This is a genomic window from Roseibium porphyridii (assembly GCF_026191725.2).
In the GTDB taxonomy this organism is placed as follows: Bacteria; Pseudomonadota; Alphaproteobacteria; order Rhizobiales; family Stappiaceae; genus Roseibium; species Roseibium porphyridii.
Genome location: NZ_CP120863.1, coordinates 1,825,411 through 1,842,857 on the forward strand (window position 1 = coordinate 1,825,411; position 17,447 = coordinate 1,842,857).

The following is a 17,447-nucleotide window of genomic DNA, read 5'->3' on the forward strand; positions in this document are numbered from 1 at the left end:
TAAGGCGCAATTGTGCGCCATACAGTGGAAAGGTCCAAGATTCTTTCCCTGGCCTGGGGAAAAGCTTGTGACTACTTCCCCGGCTTAACCGGCTTGGATCGAATAAAGGTCATCGGGAATTGTCAAAAATCCCGGTGTGTGTCGAAGGACAGCTGCAAGGACTTTTTGCAAATGGCGGATGGAACAAAAACTGTTGGCCAGGCAATGCCTGAGGGACTGAAAGCCTTGATGAGCCGAGCCGATAAGCCTGGCCGGTCTTTACCTCCGGTCGACAAGTGGAACCCGCCGTTTTGCGGTGATCTCGATATCCGCATTGCCCGGGATGGAACGTGGTTTTACCTCGGTTCGCCCATTGGCCGGCAAGCGCTCGTCAAGCTGTTCGCCTCAGTGCTACGACGGGACGAAGACGACAAACACTACCTTGTCACACCAGTTGAGAAGATCGGTATCACGGTCGAGGATGCACCCTTCCTGGCTGTTGAGTTGGCTGTTGAAGGGACGGGTGAAAACCAGGTGTTGACGCTGCGGACAAATCTCGGTGATCTCGTCGAGGCCGGGCCCGACCATCCCTTGAGATTTGAAAAAGAACCGGACAGCGGCGGCTTAAAACCCTATGTACATGTCAGAGGCCGGCTGGAGGCGCTGTTTACACGGGCGCTGATGTATCAGCTGGCGGAAATGATGGAAGAACGGGACAGTGAAACTGAAACGGAGCTGGGGATCTGGAGCGGAGGTGTTTTTTTTGCGGTGGAGCCCGACCTCCTGCGTGAAACCGAAGAGCACTGAACCGCAGAAGGACTGTCTGACTGCATGAGCACTTCCACCTTGCACCAATTTTTGCCCGGTGCGGATGTCACCGAACTCTTGCGGCAGCGTCTTTCGCTCGCGGAGAGTGACAACGCGGACAAGGATACTGGTGACCATGTTCTGAACCCTGATCTTGGGCCTTATGCCCGCTGGGAAGGACCTCCGCGCGATGCTGCAGTACTGATCGGCATCTTGCCGCGCGAGGACGGGCCGAGCGTTGTCCTGACACAGCGTACGGGGCACCTGAAATCGCATGCAGGTCAAGTCGCCTTCCCGGGTGGAAAAATCGATCCGACCGACGCCGGACCAGTTGAAGCAGCATTGCGTGAAGCAGATGAGGAGATCGGCTTGAAACCCGATCGCGTCGCACCGATCGGGCGGCTGTCTCCCTATCTGACCGGATCCGGTTACCGCGTTGTCCCCGTGATCGGATTGATCGGCTCCGATGCTGCATTTCGTGCAAATCCGGATGAAGTCGAAGATGTCTTCGAAGTCCCATTCGGTTTTCTGATGGATCCTGACAACCACATCAAGCAAAGCCGCGTGTGGCAGGGTAAACGACGCTATTTCTACGAGATGCCTTACGGTGAACGATACATCTGGGGTGTTACCGCCGGTATCATCCGGTCCCTTTACGAAACGGTTTATGGCTAATGCTGCGTGTTTTTCTTACCCACCTTCTGTTGTTCCTGTTGCCATTCTTCGCCTATGCATTGTGGCTATGGTTGAGCAACAAAAAAGATCGACCCGGCAACTGGTCGAAAGGGCCAATTGCCTGGCTGACACTGACAGGTCTGGTTCTCGTCGTCGGCGGTCTCGTGGGCATGGCGTCCTACAATCGCGCACCGGAAGGCACCAGTTGGAGGCCGTCTGAAATGCGTGACGGTCAATTTGTTCCGGGCCGATATGAATGAAAAAATGACGGTGAATGTTGACGACATTTTCCGGCAGACAGACTGGCTTCAGTCGCAAGGCATCCAGAATGTTTTTGCAGCTGTTGAGCAGAACGGAGATCAGGCCCGGGTCGTTGGCGGCGCTATTCGTAATACGCTGCTGGATCATCCCGTGCCCGATATCGATATTGCCACGACCGCTCAGCCCCAGGATGTGATACGGCGTGCTCAGGCTGCAGGCCTCAAACCCATCGCGACAGGGATCGATCACGGAACGATTACGGTTGTCAGTGACGGAGTGCCTTATGAGGTGACCACACTTCGTGAGGATGTTGAAACGTTCGGCCGTCAGGCAAGGGTCGTCTTTGGGCGGGACTGGGTCAAGGATGCCAAGCGGCGCGATTTCACACTCAATGCGCTATATGTCGACAGGCATGGAGTGTTGCATGACCCTCTTGGCGGGCTCGACGACTGTTTGAACCGTCGCATAAGGTTCATCGGTGATCCGGATCAGCGAATTCGAGAAGACTTTCTGAGGATCTTGCGGTTCTTTCGTATCTATGCGGCGTATGGCGCCGGCGACATTGACGAGGCCGGGTTAGGGGCATGCTTACGACAGCGTGAGGGTCTGAGGCACCTGTCGGCCGAACGCATCGGTCATGAAATGCGCCGTCTTCTGCGCGCTCCCTTGGCTGCGCGCGCACTTCGTCTGATGAACGATTGCGGACTTTGGGAAATCGCGACGGGCGGTCTTGCGCGGATCAACGATTTCGATGCTTTGCGTAGCCTTGAGGATCAGGCTTCAGAAGTGCTCGATCCTGAAGTCGGTCTGGTGGTGCTTGCAGGTTTCGTGCACGAAGATCTGGAACGGATCTGCGATCGATTTCGTCTTTCGAACGCAGAGCGCAAACGCATGAAAACCGCGTGGGAGGCGATGAAATGCCTCCGGCAGGCCGACGTCTTTCCGTCCTGCTCGGCACTGTTGTATGACTTCGGTCGCCAGGGAGCCGTCGATGGACTGCTGGTCAGATGGGCGTCCTTGCTGGCGCAAAGTCAGGCGGATGGAACCGACTTTGCCACCAGACTGAAGGGATTGCGTACGGCAGAGGAGCCAAAGTTTCCGCTCAAAGGTGCCGATCTGATCGCGTGCGGTCATGCTCCGGGACCATCTCTTGGCGATCTGCTTGATCAACTTGAAATCGCATGGCGGGACAGTGGGTTTTCGCTCGGAAAGGACGAGCTGATCGGGCAATTGCCGTCCAAGCTTTAGTTTGTGCCGGTCTGGCGCTATTTAGCGCTTTTTAAAGCAAATACCGACAAGATGACCTGAGAAACTTCATCAATTTTGCGATGGCGTAACCGCATGACGCTTGTTTGCCGGTTCAAGATGAGGCCGTAATGGAAATTGTTCTGATCTCGGATGGTCCGCTCCCGATGGAGTCACCGGTCAGGCGGTTGCCACTGTTTTTTCATGCCCGTCTGATCGACATGGACAAGGTTTCACCGGCTACAGTTGGTGAGGGCAAGATCGCAATCGTGGAGCTGCTCGATGCAACAGATGCCGGCTTGATTGCGTTGAAAGCCGCATGGGGCAGCATTGCCGCGATCCCTGTCATTTGTTTTGTGGCCAAGAAAAACCGTCGAGAAGTGATCCAGGCCGGGGCCCTCGGAAAATCCGAGATGCTGGATCGGGAGACGCCTCTGGCGCTGATCTTGCGCCGACTGAATTCACTCACGCAAAAAGATGTAGCGGACACTCTACCCGCGCGGATGCCGCAAAAGACCGTCGAGGCCTACAGAAAGGGCAACGTTTTTCTGGAAAACATGTGCCTTGCCAGCGCCGAAGGTACAAAGATCCCGGTCAGTGTGTTGAAGAGCAGCGCGAGCGATATCTTCGATGCGATGTCCCAGGAAGGCTTGTCATTCTGGATGGAAGCGGTCAATTCGCATCATAGCCCAACCTATAGTCATTCCTTGAAAGTTGCCGGTTTGGCCGGAATGTTTGCCAACCATCTGGGGTGGTCGAAGGGGGAATGCGAAGAGGTGATTGCCGGTGGTCTGGTTCACGACATCGGGAAAACACGCATTCCGCTCTCCATCCTGGACAAGGCCGACAAGCTGACGGACAAGGAGCGGGCCATTATCGACAAGCATCCTCTATACGGCCGGGAAATTCTGAAGCCGCGGCTTGAATTGCCGATCGACATCAAAAAGATGGCAATCCAGCATCACGAGTATCTGGACGGGACCGGGTATCCTGATGGACTGAAGGGCGAAAGGATCTCGCCCAAGGTCCGGCTCATTACGATCTGTGACATCTTTACGGCATTGACCGAAGAACGTGCCTACAAGGAAGGCCTGCCTGTGCGAACTGCAATTTCCATGATGCAGGACATGGGGCCAAAGCTAGATCAGAAAATGGTGTCCGCTTTTGCGCGCATGCTGCTCGACAGAGGGTTTGGAGAGCTCAACCGTTCTGAACAGAAAGTACGTCGCGGTTCGGCAGCCTAGATCACGTCCTTCAAGCGATGCATCTTTTTATGGATGCGCCGTAGAGATCAGGGCCATTTCACCACGGGTGGCATGGATGAGAGTATAGAGGCGACATTGCCGCCGGTCTTGAGCCCAAAAATCGTCCCACGATCGTAGAGCAGATTGTATTCGACATATCGGCCGCGTCGGATCAGTTGTTCCTCGCGCTCTTCTTCCGTCCAGGGCTTTTCAAAGTTTCGGCGCACCAATTCTGGGTAGACTGAGAGAAAGGCAAGGCCAACGTCCTTGGTGAATGCAAAATCCGCATCCCAGTCGCCACTATGCAGATAGTCATAGAAGATGCCGCCTATGCCGCGCGGCTCATTGCGGTGTTTCAAATAGAAATAGTCATCGCACCAGGCCTTGTAGCGCTGATAGTCAGCAACGTCATGTGCTTCGCAGGCACCTTGCATGGCCTCGTGGAACGAGACGGTATCCGGATCTTCCTGCGTGCGCCGCAGATCAAGGACAGGGGTCAGATCCGCACCACCGCCGAACCACTGGCGCGTTGTCACAACCATTCGGGTGTTCATGTGCACGGCGGGCACATGCGGATTGTGCATGTGTGCGATCAGGCTGATGCCGGACGCCCAGAACCTTGGGTCTTCACTGGCGCCAGGGATCTGGCCACGAAATTCCGGTGAGAACTCTCCGTGGACAGTCGAGATGTGCACACCGACCTTTTCAAAAACCCGGCCGTGCATGATCGACATGACGCCGCCGCCGCCTTTTGCCCCCGTGCTGTCGGTGCGCTCCCAGGGTGTTTGCTCGAAGCGGCCTGCGGGTTTATCCGAAAATGGGCCGTTCTTGTCGCTGATTTCGTCTTCCAGGTCTTCAAATGCCTTGCAGATCCTGTCTCTGAGTTCCCGAAACCAGGATGGCGCGTCCGCCTTCTTCTGTTCGATGCCGTCCGGGATCGGTCCGCCGCGATTTTCCGGTGAAGGTGCGTTCATGAATTTGCCCCTGGCTGGTTGACGGCTGACTGATGCTGATTTCAGGAATTAGCTTCGGTGAGGCTTTTAGGAAATGTGCCTGTCTGTCGCAAGGCTTCACCGAGAGCCATGCCTGCTGAAACTGCGACATTCAGGGACCGCATGCCTTCGGCCATCGGAATGGTGATGCGGGCATCTGCTCCCGCATGCACATCATCGGGAACGCCGCTGCTTTCACGCCCCATCAGTAAAATGTCGTCGTCTTTGAACCCGAATGCGGTGTAAGGCGTTGCGGATTTCGTTGTCAGAAGCACCAGGCGCGCACGGCGCTCTGTACGCCAGTCCTCAAATTCAGCAAATGAAATGTGCCGCGTCATGGCTGCGCGCTCAAGATAGTCCATCCCGGCCCGTCTGAGTGCACTGTCAGAAATCGGAAAACCTGCTGGCTCGATCAGGTGGACCTTTGTGTTCAGACAGGCTGCCAGTCGCAAAATGGTGCCCGTGTTTTGCGGAATATCGGGCTGATAAAGGGCAATGTCGGGCATCGTTTCCGGGTCTTTGCGGCTGGCGGGGAAGGGTGCTTAACAGCTGAAGTCCGTTTTGTCATGCGACTGCGCGCTTTTCGTTTTCGAAATTGTCTGGGCCATGTGACAGACAGGCGCGTAGGATATCAAACAGATTCGCGCCCGGCCCATGGAGTGCCTCGTTGTCCCCGCTCTTCCGCATTTTTGAAACCTGGATCGATCCATTTCGACCCGCACCTGACAAGGATATCCCAAAGGGCGGTGTTGCTGCGCTTGGATATTTCGTCTCCCAAGTACGCTGGCCGTTTGTGGCCATGCTCGTTCTCGGCGGGACAGCTGCCTTCATCGAAGTTTCGATATTCAACTTTCTGGGCACGATCGTCGATCTTATGGAAACCGGAAACAGGGGTACCTTTTTCAGCGATCACCTTTGGACGCTGCTCGGCATGGTCTTCGTGGTGCTGGTCGTGCGGACGCTGAACAACTCCTTGATGGCGTTGCTGGAAGAACAGACCATCGTGCCAGGCTTTTTCAATCTGGTTCGTTGGCAGAGCCACAAGCGCGTGATGAGGCAGAGCCTCAGCTATTTTCAGGACGATCTGGCAGGCCGGCTGTCGCAAAAGGTCATGCAGTCGGGCCTGTCCGCCGGCGACTTCATGACCAACCTGCTGCAGGTTGCTTGGTTCATTGTCGTTTACGCACTCACCACGCTGATACTGGTTGCGGACCTCGATATCAGGCTGGGCGGCATTGTCTTGATTTGGCTTGTGTGTTTCGGGGTGACCGCGCGGTTTTTCGTACCGCGGATACGCGATGCTTCGAGAGCCGTTGCCAACAGCTATTCCGGGGTAACCGGAAGACTGGTCGACACATACACCAATATTCAGTCTGTCAAACTCTTTGGTTCCACGATCACAGAGAACCGCGGAACTCGCGGGGCGGTCGAATCCTACCTTGTGAAACTGACGACATTTACGCGGCTTTTGACCTCCATTCGGATTGTCATGAGCGTGATCAACGGTGTCATGATTGTTGCGATTACAGCAATGGCTCTGAAGATCTGGCAGGATGGCGGGATCAGCACCGGGCATGTCGCCTTCGCACTCAGTCTGATCCTGCGGCTTAATATCCTGCTGAACCGGCTGTTCAATCAGCTGAACGGTCTGTTCCGGCATTTCGGGTCCCTGCAGGACAGTATGGAAACCGTCGTCAAGCCGATTGCTCTGTCTGATCAACCGGATGCGCCCCAATTGGTCGTTTCCGATGGCAGGGTTCAGTTTGAGAGTATCCGTTTCCACTATGGCAAAAAGGGTGGGGTGATCGATCATCTCAATTTGGACATTGCTCCTGGAGAGCGGGTTGGATTGGTCGGGCCGTCTGGGGCTGGCAAGACAACTCTGGCAAGCCTCCTTCTTCGCTTTTTCGATGTGGAGGCGGGGCGCATCCTGATTGACGGTCAGGATGTCAGGGACGTCACGCAGGATTCTGTGCGGCATGCTGTTGGCATGGTGACGCAGGACCCATCATTGCTTCACAGATCGATCCGCGAAAATATTCTTTACGGTCGGCCCGGTGCCAGTGAGGCAGAACTTGCCGAAGCAACCAGGCGGGCTCACGCGTTCGATTTCATTCAATCCCTGGAAGACCAACGTGGTCGCAAGGGGTTCGATGCCTATGCAGGCGAGCGTGGTGTCAAGCTGTCAGGCGGGCAAAGACAGCGCATCGCGATTGCGCGCGTATTGTTGAAGGATGCGCCGATCCTTGTACTTGATGAGGCAACGTCTGCACTCGATTCTGAAGTGGAGGCTGCCATACAGGAAAATCTACAAGGGTTGATGGCAGGAAAAACAGTCATTGCTATTGCGCATCGCTTGTCCACGATCGCAGCAATGGACCGACTGATTGTCATGGACAAAGGCAGGGTTCTGCAGGAAGGAACGCATGAGGTGCTGTTGGCCGATGATGAAGGCCTTTATGCCAAACTTTGGCGTCGGCAATCGGGTGGATTTCTCGTCGAAGAGCCTCAAATAGCCTGAATTCATGTCGACGGGTTGTGTTGGCACCCATGAAGCACGAGCTGATCTGGTATCTGACAGAGCGCGTAGAAGGAGCTCAAAACTTCAGAGGTCTCGATGCTCCAGAACGTTATCGCCTATTTTGCAACCGCTCTTGTTTTCCTCGGGGTGGATTATGTGTGGTTGTCGCAAGTGGCGACACGGTTCTATTTTGATCGCATTGGCCATCTCCTGATGGACAAGCCGAACATGGCGGCAGCAGGCGCCTTCTACATTATCTATATTGTGGGCATTGTTATTTTCGCTGTCGCACCGGCTCTCAAGAGCGAGAGTCTTATGACCGCTATCGTCTATGGTGCATTGTTCGGTTTCTTTACTTACGCAACGTATGATGTAACCAACTATGCAACCTTGAAAAACTGGCCGGTTATTGTTGCTGTAGTTGATATTTCATGGGGAACGGTTCTGTCTGCTTTCTCTGCTGGTATGGGTTACATCCTTACACGGCTTGTGACCTGACTTTTGAAAACAAGCTGCTTACAAGCCTAAGTATTTGCCCGCATCTCCGGTCGTTACTGAATTTTTACGTGCATTCCGGTAGTGTCTCTCTCATGAGGTGATTGGACGCGATCCCGCGGTCTTCCATCGCCTGCTGATTTTCAATCGGGGAAGTAGCGTGACACTCTCAATAAAGGGCCGGTTCGTTGCAATGGTCTTCACGGCCGCTGCGATCATGATGGCCGGTACCGCATTTGCGTTCTATGTGTTTCGACAGGCGCTTTTGCAGGAAATTGGAACAAAGACCGGAGCAGAAAATTTCCTGACCGGTGATGTCGTTTCGAAAATTGATACGCTCATTCTCGACCAGATGGTCACGATCGGACTCGTAGTCTCACCTGTCGGCCTGGCATTTCTCGGCATCGCTGTGGTGCTTGCGCTCGGAATTGCGCGACCACTCCGCCGTCTTCAAAACGGTCTCGATAAATTGTCGGAAGGTGAATTGGATATCCGGATCGAAGGTGAACATCGAACGGACGAAATCGGCAAGATCGCCAGATCGGTCACGGGTTTTCGAGCCAATTTGGTTGAAAAGGCACAGGAGCAGGCACGGCAGGATCAGGCGCATCAGGATGCGATGAGCCAGGAACGCAAAGCACTGATGCAAGATGTTGCCGATGACTTTGAAAAGTCGGTTATCGGTGTGGTCGCTGGACTGACGAAAGCTGCCGGCAGCGTTGAAGACAATTCTACCCGGCTGAGCGAAGCTGTGAACTCTTCCCTTGTTGCCGTTGATGAAGTGCATCAGGCAACTTCGGAAGCAGGTGGTTCTGTCGATTGCGTGACCGTGTCTGCTGAACGTCTTTCCGGTTCATTGCTTCGTGTTCGTGAAGATGTCGATCAGGCGACGGAGATTGCAAGCGCTGCAGTTGAAGAGGCACGAAAGACCGATGAGGTCGTCGGGCGGCTTTCGGAAACAGGCCGTGCAATTGGCGAGATCGTTGAACTGATCAGCCAGATTGCAAGTCAGACCAACCTTCTGGCCCTCAACGCCACCATTGAGGCTGCGCGCGCAGGCGAGGCAGGGCGCGGGTTTGCCGTGGTCGCAAATGAAGTCAAAGCGCTGGCTGAACAAACGACAAAGGCGACAGAAGACATTTCTGCTCAAGTGACGTCTGTACAGGAAGTGGCTGAACTCTCCGAAGGAGCAATCCGGTCGATTGCAGAAACAATTGGCCGCGTGAGTGAAATTTCGGGAAAAATCCGGGATGCCGTCGAGGAACAATCCGCGGCAAGTCAGGACATAGGCGAGAATGCTTTGGCGGCTCGAAGCAGCTCAGAACTTGTCACTGCCAACGTCAACACCCTGAGTTCCGTGATGAACACCAGCCAGAGCGCCACAGAAGAGATGTTGTCGGCAGCTTCCGAACTTGGCAATTATTCCGACAGCCTTCAATCGCAAGTCGGCCAGTTCCTACAAAGCGTCAGGGCGGTCTGATTATACTTGTGATCTGTAGAAAAATTCTAGTTAAAAATGACAATATGTAAGTAAATCTGCGTTCTTTTAGAGATTGGTTCAGGATTGATACCTTAGACTAACGCGGAGCATGTTTTGAATCGAAGAAGACCATGGCAGAGATCTTGGCGTCGCCGCCAGTGCAGTATCTGATTTTCTGCTTGGGAGCGGTTGTCGTGTTCCTCGTCGCTTATCGATTGGGAACGCGGAAGACTGCGTCTCCCGAGATGGAGAGCCTGTCTGGTTTCGGAAACGATGCCGCGATCTTGCAGCTTGTTGTCGAGCATGTCCATGAAGGCCTGGTTATGCAGGACATCTATGGGCGCATCGAGTGGTCAAACCCTGCTTATTCCCGCATCACAGGCTACAGCGCAGACGAAATTCGAGGACGCCGACCTCAAGAGTTCATTTTGCCCAGCGAAAACCAGCTGCCCTCTGAGGAGATCGCCGACTTCAAATACGATCTGACCCGGTTTCGTTCAGGTGTCGAAGAGCTGATCATGAACCAGCGCAAGAATGGCGAAACATTCTGGAACCAGCTGACATTCGCTGTTGTTGAAGGGACGACGTCTGACCAGACGAAAATCATCCTGATCTGCCGGGATGTGACCACTCAGGTTGAGCATGTCAAGGAACTGGAAGATGCGCGTAACAGGCTGAAATTTCAGGCAGAACACGACGATCTAACCGGCGTCGCCAATCGCTCGAAGCTGTCGTCTTATCTGCAGGAACTCGTGCAGGAGAAAAACGGTACGGGCCGAAAACTCGGGATCATCCAGTTTGATCTCGACCACTTCAAGGACATCAACGACAACCACGGACACAGCGCTGGTGATGCCGTGTTGCGGCACGCCGCCCAGGTTCTGCAAACCGCGGTCGGCGACAAGGGACTGGTGGCGAGGATCGGCGGTGACGAATTTATTGCTGTCATACCGGAGCCGAGCGGTGCGGATGAGCTGGACAGTCTTGGCAAGAAGATCATGAGCGGTCTTGAGCGGCCGATCACCGTGGACCGGCACAAATTGCGCGTGGCCGGCAGCGTTGGACTGGTTCTGGCCGACACTGCCAAGGTCAGTGCATCGGCACTTATCAACTGGGCCGATATTGCTCTTTATGAAGCCAAGAAAACGGGCCGGGGCCGGGTCGCATGGTATTCGGATGCGGTTGGCGCGACGCATCGCCATCGGCGAATGGTTATGGCGCAACTCGACCAGGATCTGGAAAACAGCAACCTGACGCTTTTGATGGAGCCCCAATACTGTTTTCGAGAGAGCAAAATAGTCGGTTACGAAGTCTATGCGCGCTGGCTTCATCCAAGTGAAGGTCTTGTCGACCCCGTCACGCTGCTATCGGTCCAGGAAGACCAGAAGCGCATTGCAAGGATTGAAATGTTCGCCTTGCAACGTGGTCTTGCGGAGATCCGTAACCTTAGGGAAGTTTCAAATTCGCCCTTCACCATGGCGCTGAACCTTTCTCAGGCAAGCTTGAAGTCACCAGACTTTATTGAAGCGCTTCAAAAGCTGAGCAGCGACTATGGCATCCCACTCGAAGCGCTGATCGTGGAATTCGATGAGAAGATCATCCGTTTTGACGAGAAAGACGGGCTCCTTGACGCGATCGAAGCGTTGAAAGGGATTGGTTGCAAAGTCGCTATTGATCGATTTGGCGGCGGGCATGGCGGCGCCGGTCAGCTGTTGCATGTTGCGGCCAATGTGATGAAAGTCTGCCCAGACCTCGTTGCTGGTTTGGAAGCCAACTGCGAGCGGCATCAGCTTGTCCAGTCCGTGCTTCGGCTAGCAGATCAATTCGGACTGGAAACGGTTGCTGTCGGTGTGGATACGTCACGGCAGGTCGATGTCCTGAGAGCACTTGGGTGCAAGCAGATCCAGGGCAGCGCAGTTTCAGCACCTGTTTCTCCGAGGGAAGCGGAATTGCATGTGATGTCTTTCGAGCTGGAAGAGAACAATCCTCCTGATTTGGCTATTGCCAAAGGGTGATCCGTTGCTCTCGCAGCGCTTCGGCGAGGGGGCTGTTGGGTCTGTGTCTCATCCGCAACAGTTACATTGCTCATGCACGGAAGTGGCGAATTTGTCCTTCCCAAGTGATGCGAAAGCGGGTACCTAATTTTCCAGTCAGCTCCTAGAAGTTGATTCATTTCCAAGTCACAAGTGGCTTCCCCGCCACGCAACCAGGAGGGCCTACATGATAGATCGTTGCATGATCCACCCATTTGTCGCCCTTGAGGGTTGCCCAGGGATTACTGTCCGCCTTCGTTAGCGACGCGCTCAGTCCTCGTTCATAATCCTAAGATCTGCGGTGACCGGCACAAGCCGCTCATATGTGGCTGCATACCGTTTCGTTGTATGTCCGCCGTCACCAGTGACACATCCCATTTCGGAGACGATCCGATGTCAGTCCAATTCACACCGGACCTGGCCGCATTGGCGGGCCGTCCGGACTTCGAGGTGACCCCTCCCGAAGAGCCGGATCCCGGTATTTTTGTGCGTTTGAAAAGGACAGTTGCCTCCGCAGCTCTTTTTCTGGGCACTACATTTGCAGTCGCCGGGCTGTTTTTCATTCCGGTGCTCTTTTTCAACCTAAGCCGGATCGAGGCTTTGGAAATCGCAGGCCAGCAACTCACCGCGACCGCGTTCCTGGGTCAGCTGGGTGCGCTGTTCTGGGGCACTTTTGTCCTGGCTCTGGCCTTCACAAGTTTCGTTGCCAGCATGCTCATATTTGCATCTGGCCGATTGATACGCCCGTATTCGAAACCCGTGGGACAGGAAGATGCCATGGCGCATTTGACTGTGTTACGGTTGAGCGGGTCTGAGAGGTAATCATGTTTGATCGGTTCGAAAAGCTCATTGATCCGTTCGAAAACACAGAACTCGACGTTCCTCCCAAGGGTTTTTGGGCCTTCTGTTGGTACTACACCAAACCAGTCTGGCCCATTTTGCTCACTGCCTCTGTCCTGGGGGCGATTATCGCAGTGCTGGAGGTTCTGATCTTCACGTTTCTGGGCGAGCTGGTCACCTGGCTCAGCACCGAGAACGCAGAGACCTTCTTTGAAGACAATTGGCGACAATTGCTCTGGATGGGGCTGGTTGTGCTGGTACTGTTGCCGGGCGTTGCTGCCATCTGGGAGATGTTGTTCCACCAGGGCCTGATGGGAACCTATCCCATGTCGGTGCGTTGGCGGGTGCATCGATATCTGCTGCGTCAGAGCATTTCGTTCTATCAAAACGATTTTGCGGGACGGATCGCCAACAAACTGATGCAGACAGCGCTTGCCGTGAGAGAGGTTGTCACGCGGATCGCAGACATTCTGGTCTATGTGATTGTCTACTTCGTTGCAGCACTGTTCGTCGTGGCTGAGGCCAGTCCTTATTTCGCCATTCCATTCATGGCCTGGCTGGGCTGTTATCTGGTGACGATGCGGATCTTCATTCCGAGACTCAAAAACGTTTCCAGGGAACAGGCAGACGCGCGGTCAGTCATGACGGGACACGTGGTGGATGCATACACCAACATCTCGACCGTGAAGCTGTTTTCACACGCTGCGAGAGAAGAGGACTATGCAAAGACTTCGATGATGACCTTCCTCAAAACCGTATTCTTGCAAATGCGGTTGGTTACGGGAATGAACATCACGCTGACGACATTGAACATGATGCTCCTGTTCGCAGTTGCCGCGATGTCGATCAGTCTCTGGCAGGCGGGCTCTGTTTCCACGGGCGAGATTGCTGTTGCGGTTGCACTGGTTCTGAGGTTTCAGGGCATGTCGCAATGGATTCTCTGGGAAGTGTCAGGCCTCTTTGAGAACATCGGGACGGTTCAGGATGGCATCAATACGATCTCGCGTGAGCGCGATGTTGTGGATGTGCCTGAGGCGACTGCACTTGAAGTGCCTGCAGGCGAAATCCGTTTTGACGGGATCGGCTTCCACTATGGCAAAGCGTCCGGTGTGATCGAGGACCTCACCTTGAACATTCAGCCCGGTGAAAAGATCGGCCTGATCGGCCGTTCAGGTGCGGGTAAATCGACCTTGGTCAATCTGCTGCTGCGCTTTTACGATCTGGAGCGCGGCAAGATTCTGATCGACGGGCAGGATATTGCTGGTGTTCGACAGGATGACATTCGCGCAAATGTCGGGGTGGTGACGCAGGACACATCACTGCTTCATCGTTCGATCTTCGAGAACGTCGCCTACGGCAAGCCGGATGTCAGCCGCGAAGAGGTCGAAGCAGCGCTCAGCAAGGCCCATGCACTTGAGTTCGTTGGTGGTCTGACTGACCTCAACGACAGGGCTGGACTGGATGCTCATGTCGGTGAACGCGGCGTCAAGCTTTCGGGCGGACAAAGGCAGCGGATTGCGATTGCACGGGTGCTCTTGAAGGATGCGCCGATCCTTGTGCTCGATGAGGCGACTTCCGCACTTGATTCCGAAGTGGAAATCGCCATCCAGGAAAGCCTGTTTGAGTTGATGAAAGGCAAGACTGTGATCGCGATCGCCCACCGGCTTTCGACCATCGCGGCGATGGACCGGCTGATTGTCATGGACAACGGCCGAATCATCGAGGAAGGCTCACATCAGGAATTGCTTGACCGGAATGGCCTTTATGCCCAGCTCTGGCAACATCAATCAGGTGGCTTCCTGGCTCCTGTTCAGGCAGCCTAGTGGACCCATAACAAAATGCAGGGCCGGGAAATCCATTTCCGGTCTTGCACTCCGTGCCAAAATAGGGTCTGAACAAACGCGGCAGCGGTTTTGCCTGCGACATATGCGTTCTAGGGCGTTTGTTGAACTGGACAAGCGTTTCGAAGGGTGCAAAAAGACAAACCGCTTGACCGGTGCGCGTTTGAGGGTGCCCGGTCTCCGTAGAGCCCGGCATGGTTCCGAGGTCCTTCTGGGGCAGAAGGGTTTGGGCCGTGCGTGGGCTTTCGGTACAGGTTGAACATAAAAGAGGACGCGACCTTGGCACACAACACGGATGCGGAAGAACCGAACCGCCGTGACTTTCTCTACATCGCGACCGGGGCAATGGGCGTTGTAGGCGCCGGCGCGTTGGTATGGCCGTTCATAGATCAGATGAACCCGGATGCTTCCGCTTTGGCATTGGCATCTATTGAAGTTGATGTGTCTGCCGTCGAAGAGGGGCAGTCAATCACGGTTAAGTGGCGTGGTAAGCCGGTATTCATCCGCAACCGCACCGAAACGGAAGTGGACGAAGCCAAGTCCGTGCCGATCGCGGATTTGCCGGACCAATTGGCGCGTAACGCCAATCTGCCGGCTGACGCGGATGCGTCCGATCCGAACCGTGGTGTTGAGGGCAAGGAAAACTGGCTGGTGCAGATCGGTATCTGTACACACCTTGGCTGCGTTCCGATTGGTGACGCAGGTGAGTTTGGCGGTTGGTTCTGCCCATGCCATGGCTCCCACTATGACACTGCCGGCCGTATCCGTAAGGGCCCGGCTCCCGAGAATTTGCTGATTCCGCCGCTCGAGTTCGTTGGCGACTCGACGATCAAGATCGGCTAACGGCAGACATTTTTAGGAGACAGCCATGGCTGGACATTCAAACTATGTACCGCAAAGCGCTGCGGCTAAGTGGCTTGAAAGCCGCTTGCCGGTTATTTCGCTTATGCGCGGTTCCTTTGTAGATTTCCCGACCCCGAAGAACCTGAACTACTGGTGGACCTTCGGCGGTATCCTGTTTTTCGTGCTGATTGCGCAGATCCTGACCGGTATCGTTCTGGTGATGCATTATACGCCCAGCACCGGTGCAGCGTTCGACAGCGTCGAGCACATCATGCGTGATGTGAATTTCGGCTGGATGCTACGCTATCTGCACTCAAACGGCGCTTCGATGTTCTTCATCGCCGTTTACATTCACATTTTCCGCGGTCTCTACTACGGTTCCTACAAGGCACCGCGCGAGATTTCTTGGATCCTTGGCGTGATCATCTTCCTGATCATGATGGGCACAGCCTTCATGGGCTACGTCCTGCCATGGGGCCAGATGTCCTTCTGGGGTGCAACGGTTATCACCAACCTGTTCTCGGCGATCCCGTTGGTCGGCGAAGCTATCGTGACTTGGCTTTGGGGCGGCTTTGCGGTCGACAATCCGACGCTGAACCGGTTCTTCTCGCTGCACTATCTGCTGCCGTTCATGATTTTCGGCGTGGTGATCCTGCACGTATGGGCCTTCCACACGACAGGCAACAACAACCCGACCGGTGTTCAGCCGAAGACCAAACAGGACACGCTTCCGTTCCATCCGTACTACACGATGAAGGACCTGTTCGCGATTGTCGTGTTCATGATCTTCTTCTCATGGTTCGCATTCTACCTGCCGAACTATCTGGGTCACGCCGACAACTATATCGAGGCCAACCCGCTGGTTACGCCTGCGCACATCGTTCCTGAATGGTACTTCCTGCCGTTCTACGCGATCCTGCGTGCCGTTCCGGACAAGCTTGGTGGTGTTGTGTTGATGTTCGGTGCGATTGCAGTTCTGTTCATCCTGCCGTGGCTGGATACTTCAAAGGTGCGTTCCGGCGCTTACCGTCCGCTGTTCAAACAGTTCTTCTGGATCTTTGCAGCGGTCTGTGTGGCTCTTGGCTATCTGGGCGCAATGCCCGCTGAAGGCATCTACGTGACGCTTTCGCGCATCTTCACCGCCTACTACTTCGCGCACTTCCTGGTCATCTTGCCGATGCTCGGTTTCCTTGAAAAACCGAAGCCGCTTCCGGCATCGATTTCGGAATCGGTGTTGAAGGGTGGATCAGGCAAACCGGCTGCTGCAGCTGCAGCTCCGGAAACGAAGTAACGCGAACCGGATCAGGAGTTATTTGAGACAATGAGCACCATGATCAAAATGGTTCGTTCCCTAGCAGCAGTGGCAGCACTTGCCATTGCGACGCCGGCGATGGCTGCTGGCGCCAAGGTCGAAATCGACTATCAGAGCTGGTCTTTTGCCGGTCCGTTCGGTTTCTATGACAGGGCCCAGCTGCAACGCGGTTTCAAGGTCTATCGTGAAAACTGCTCGGCCTGCCACGGTCTGAGACTTGTTGCTTTCCGCAACCTTGCCGAAGATGGTGGCCCGAGCTTCACTGAAGACCAGGCCAAGGCAGTCGCGGCGGAATACACTGTTGTCGACGGACCAGACGATTTCGGCGACATGTATGACCGTCCGGCGATTTTGGCCGACCGGTTCCCCTCGCCATTCCCCAACGAGCAGGCGGCACGTGCTGCCAACAACGGCGCTTACCCGCCGGATTTTTCCCTGCTCGCAAAAGCGCGCGCTGCACAGCGCGGCTTCCCGTGGTTTGTCTTTGACATCTTCACGCAGTACCAGGAAAACGGTCCGGATTATATCTACTCACTGCTGACAGGCTATGTGGATGCTCCCGAAGGCGTGGAAGTGCCAGATGGGCAGTACTATAACCACTCGTTCCTGGCTGGCGAGTTCATCTCCATGGCTCCTCCTTTGTTTGAAGAGGCCGTGGAATATACAGATGGCACGCCCATGACGGTGGATCAGTACGCGAAGGACGTTGCGGCGTTCATGATGTGGGCAGCAGAGCCTCATCTGGAAGATCGCAAGAAAATCGGCTTCCGCGTCATGATCTTCCTGATCGTCTTTGCTGGACTGCTGTACTTCACCAAGAAGAAACTATGGCGCAATGTTGAGCATTGATTGATTGCCTGCAGAATGCATGATGAAAGC

Annotated in this window: 16 protein-coding genes; 14 read left to right on the plus strand and 2 right to left on the minus strand. The window is 54.8% G+C overall.

Features of this window, described 5'->3' with window-relative positions; all coding sequences use genetic code 11:
- The first annotated feature begins 171 nt into the window (after nt 1-171).
- The 5 genes from K1718_RS08415 (at nt 172) to K1718_RS08435 (ending at nt 4,211) form a co-directional block, all read left to right on the plus strand.
- Entirely contained in the window at nt 172-786 is a 615-nt protein-coding gene (locus tag K1718_RS08415; protein ID WP_418068108.1) for a DUF1285 domain-containing protein, read from the plus strand.
- Nucleotides 787-810: 24 nt separating this feature from the next.
- Nucleotides 811-1,461 (plus strand): CoA pyrophosphatase, encoded by a 651-nt coding sequence (locus K1718_RS08420; RefSeq protein WP_265683749.1) that lies wholly within the window; start codon nt 811-813, stop codon nt 1,459-1,461.
- Nucleotides 1,461-1,721, plus strand: coding sequence for a DUF6111 family protein (locus tag K1718_RS08425; RefSeq protein WP_152500513.1), 261 nt, complete (start codon nt 1,461-1,463; stop codon nt 1,719-1,721). The genes K1718_RS08420 and K1718_RS08425 overlap by 1 nt, the downstream gene beginning before the upstream one ends.
- A 4-nt stretch (nt 1,722-1,725) precedes the next feature.
- The gene (locus tag K1718_RS08430; RefSeq protein ID WP_152500514.1) at nt 1,726-2,970 is read left to right on the plus strand and encodes a CCA tRNA nucleotidyltransferase; all 1,245 of its coding nucleotides are present in this window, start codon (nt 1,726-1,728) and stop codon (nt 2,968-2,970) included.
- A gap of 128 nt (nt 2,971-3,098) precedes the next feature.
- Entirely contained in the window at nt 3,099-4,211 is a 1,113-nt protein-coding gene (locus K1718_RS08435; RefSeq protein ID WP_265683751.1) for an HD-GYP domain-containing protein, read from the plus strand.
- 47 nt (nt 4,212-4,258) lie between these two features.
- Here the strand turns inward: K1718_RS08435 and hemF are convergent, their stop codons facing one another.
- On the minus strand, nt 4,259-5,185 hold the full coding sequence (gene hemF / locus K1718_RS08440; RefSeq protein WP_265683753.1) for an oxygen-dependent coproporphyrinogen oxidase: 927 nt from the start codon (nt 5,183-5,185) through the stop codon (nt 4,259-4,261).
- Between the two features lie 41 nt (nt 5,186-5,226).
- Complete coding sequence (locus K1718_RS08445) at nt 5,227-5,709, minus strand: tRNA (cytidine(34)-2'-O)-methyltransferase (protein ID WP_152500517.1); 483 nt, start codon at nt 5,707-5,709, stop codon at nt 5,227-5,229.
- Between the two features lie 161 nt (nt 5,710-5,870).
- Between K1718_RS08445 and K1718_RS08450 the strand changes: the two genes are divergently transcribed.
- From K1718_RS08450 to K1718_RS08490, 9 genes are all read left to right on the plus strand, one after another.
- Nucleotides 5,871-7,724, plus strand: coding sequence for an ABC transporter ATP-binding protein (locus K1718_RS08450; protein ID WP_265683755.1), 1,854 nt, complete (start codon nt 5,871-5,873; stop codon nt 7,722-7,724).
- A gap of 96 nt (nt 7,725-7,820) precedes the next feature.
- Entirely contained in the window at nt 7,821-8,222 is a 402-nt protein-coding gene (locus K1718_RS08455; protein ID WP_152500518.1) for a DUF2177 family protein, read from the plus strand.
- Nucleotides 8,223-8,379: 157 nt separating this feature from the next.
- Nucleotides 8,380-9,699 (plus strand): methyl-accepting chemotaxis protein, encoded by a 1,320-nt coding sequence (locus K1718_RS08460; protein WP_265683758.1) that lies wholly within the window; start codon nt 8,380-8,382, stop codon nt 9,697-9,699.
- Nucleotides 9,700-9,830: 131 nt separating this feature from the next.
- Nucleotides 9,831-11,714 (plus strand): putative bifunctional diguanylate cyclase/phosphodiesterase, encoded by a 1,884-nt coding sequence (locus tag K1718_RS08465; protein ID WP_265683761.1) that lies wholly within the window; start codon nt 9,831-9,833, stop codon nt 11,712-11,714.
- Nucleotides 11,715-12,125: 411 nt separating this feature from the next.
- The gene (locus K1718_RS08470; RefSeq protein ID WP_152500521.1) at nt 12,126-12,554 is read left to right on the plus strand and encodes a hypothetical protein; all 429 of its coding nucleotides are present in this window, start codon (nt 12,126-12,128) and stop codon (nt 12,552-12,554) included.
- A gap of 2 nt (nt 12,555-12,556) precedes the next feature.
- The gene (locus K1718_RS08475; protein WP_265683763.1) at nt 12,557-14,395 is read left to right on the plus strand and encodes an ABC transporter ATP-binding protein; all 1,839 of its coding nucleotides are present in this window, start codon (nt 12,557-12,559) and stop codon (nt 14,393-14,395) included.
- Between the two features lie 297 nt (nt 14,396-14,692).
- On the plus strand, nt 14,693-15,256 hold the full coding sequence (petA, locus tag K1718_RS08480) for a ubiquinol-cytochrome c reductase iron-sulfur subunit (RefSeq protein ID WP_152500523.1): 564 nt from the start codon (nt 14,693-14,695) through the stop codon (nt 15,254-15,256).
- A 25-nt stretch (nt 15,257-15,281) separates the two neighbouring features.
- Complete coding sequence (locus K1718_RS08485) at nt 15,282-16,547, plus strand: cytochrome b (protein ID WP_265683766.1); 1,266 nt, start codon at nt 15,282-15,284, stop codon at nt 16,545-16,547.
- Nucleotides 16,548-16,577: 30 nt separating this feature from the next.
- Nucleotides 16,578-17,417, plus strand: coding sequence for a cytochrome c1 (locus K1718_RS08490; RefSeq protein ID WP_152500525.1), 840 nt, complete (start codon nt 16,578-16,580; stop codon nt 17,415-17,417).
- Nucleotides 17,418-17,447: the final 30 nt, after the last annotated feature.

What these genes read in the sequence shown, in the direction of transcription:
- K1718_RS08415 (WP_418068108.1), top strand. Translation starts at nt 172, where the DNA reads ATGGCGGATGGAACAAAAACTGTTGGCCAGGCAATGCCTGAGGGACTG.
- K1718_RS08420 (WP_265683749.1), top strand. Translation starts at nt 811, where the DNA reads ATGAGCACTTCCACCTTGCACCAATTTTTGCCCGGTGCGGATGTCACC.
- K1718_RS08425 (WP_152500513.1), top strand. Translation starts at nt 1,461, where the DNA reads ATGCTGCGTGTTTTTCTTACCCACCTTCTGTTGTTCCTGTTGCCATTC.
- K1718_RS08430 (WP_152500514.1), top strand. Translation starts at nt 1,726, where the DNA reads ATGACGGTGAATGTTGACGACATTTTCCGGCAGACAGACTGGCTTCAG.
- K1718_RS08435 (WP_265683751.1), top strand. Translation starts at nt 3,099, where the DNA reads ATGGAAATTGTTCTGATCTCGGATGGTCCGCTCCCGATGGAGTCACCG.
- hemF (WP_265683753.1), bottom strand. Translation starts at nt 5,185, where the DNA reads ATGAACGCACCTTCACCGGAAAATCGCGGCGGACCGATCCCGGACGGC.
- K1718_RS08445 (WP_152500517.1), bottom strand. Translation starts at nt 5,709, where the DNA reads ATGCCCGACATTGCCCTTTATCAGCCCGATATTCCGCAAAACACGGGC.
- K1718_RS08455 (WP_152500518.1), top strand. Translation starts at nt 7,821, where the DNA reads ATGCTCCAGAACGTTATCGCCTATTTTGCAACCGCTCTTGTTTTCCTC.
- K1718_RS08465 (WP_265683761.1), top strand. Translation starts at nt 9,831, where the DNA reads ATGGCAGAGATCTTGGCGTCGCCGCCAGTGCAGTATCTGATTTTCTGC.
- K1718_RS08470 (WP_152500521.1), top strand. Translation starts at nt 12,126, where the DNA reads ATGTCAGTCCAATTCACACCGGACCTGGCCGCATTGGCGGGCCGTCCG.
- K1718_RS08475 (WP_265683763.1), top strand. Translation starts at nt 12,557, where the DNA reads ATGTTTGATCGGTTCGAAAAGCTCATTGATCCGTTCGAAAACACAGAA.
- K1718_RS08485 (WP_265683766.1), top strand. Translation starts at nt 15,282, where the DNA reads ATGGCTGGACATTCAAACTATGTACCGCAAAGCGCTGCGGCTAAGTGG.
- K1718_RS08490 (WP_152500525.1), top strand. Translation starts at nt 16,578, where the DNA reads ATGAGCACCATGATCAAAATGGTTCGTTCCCTAGCAGCAGTGGCAGCA.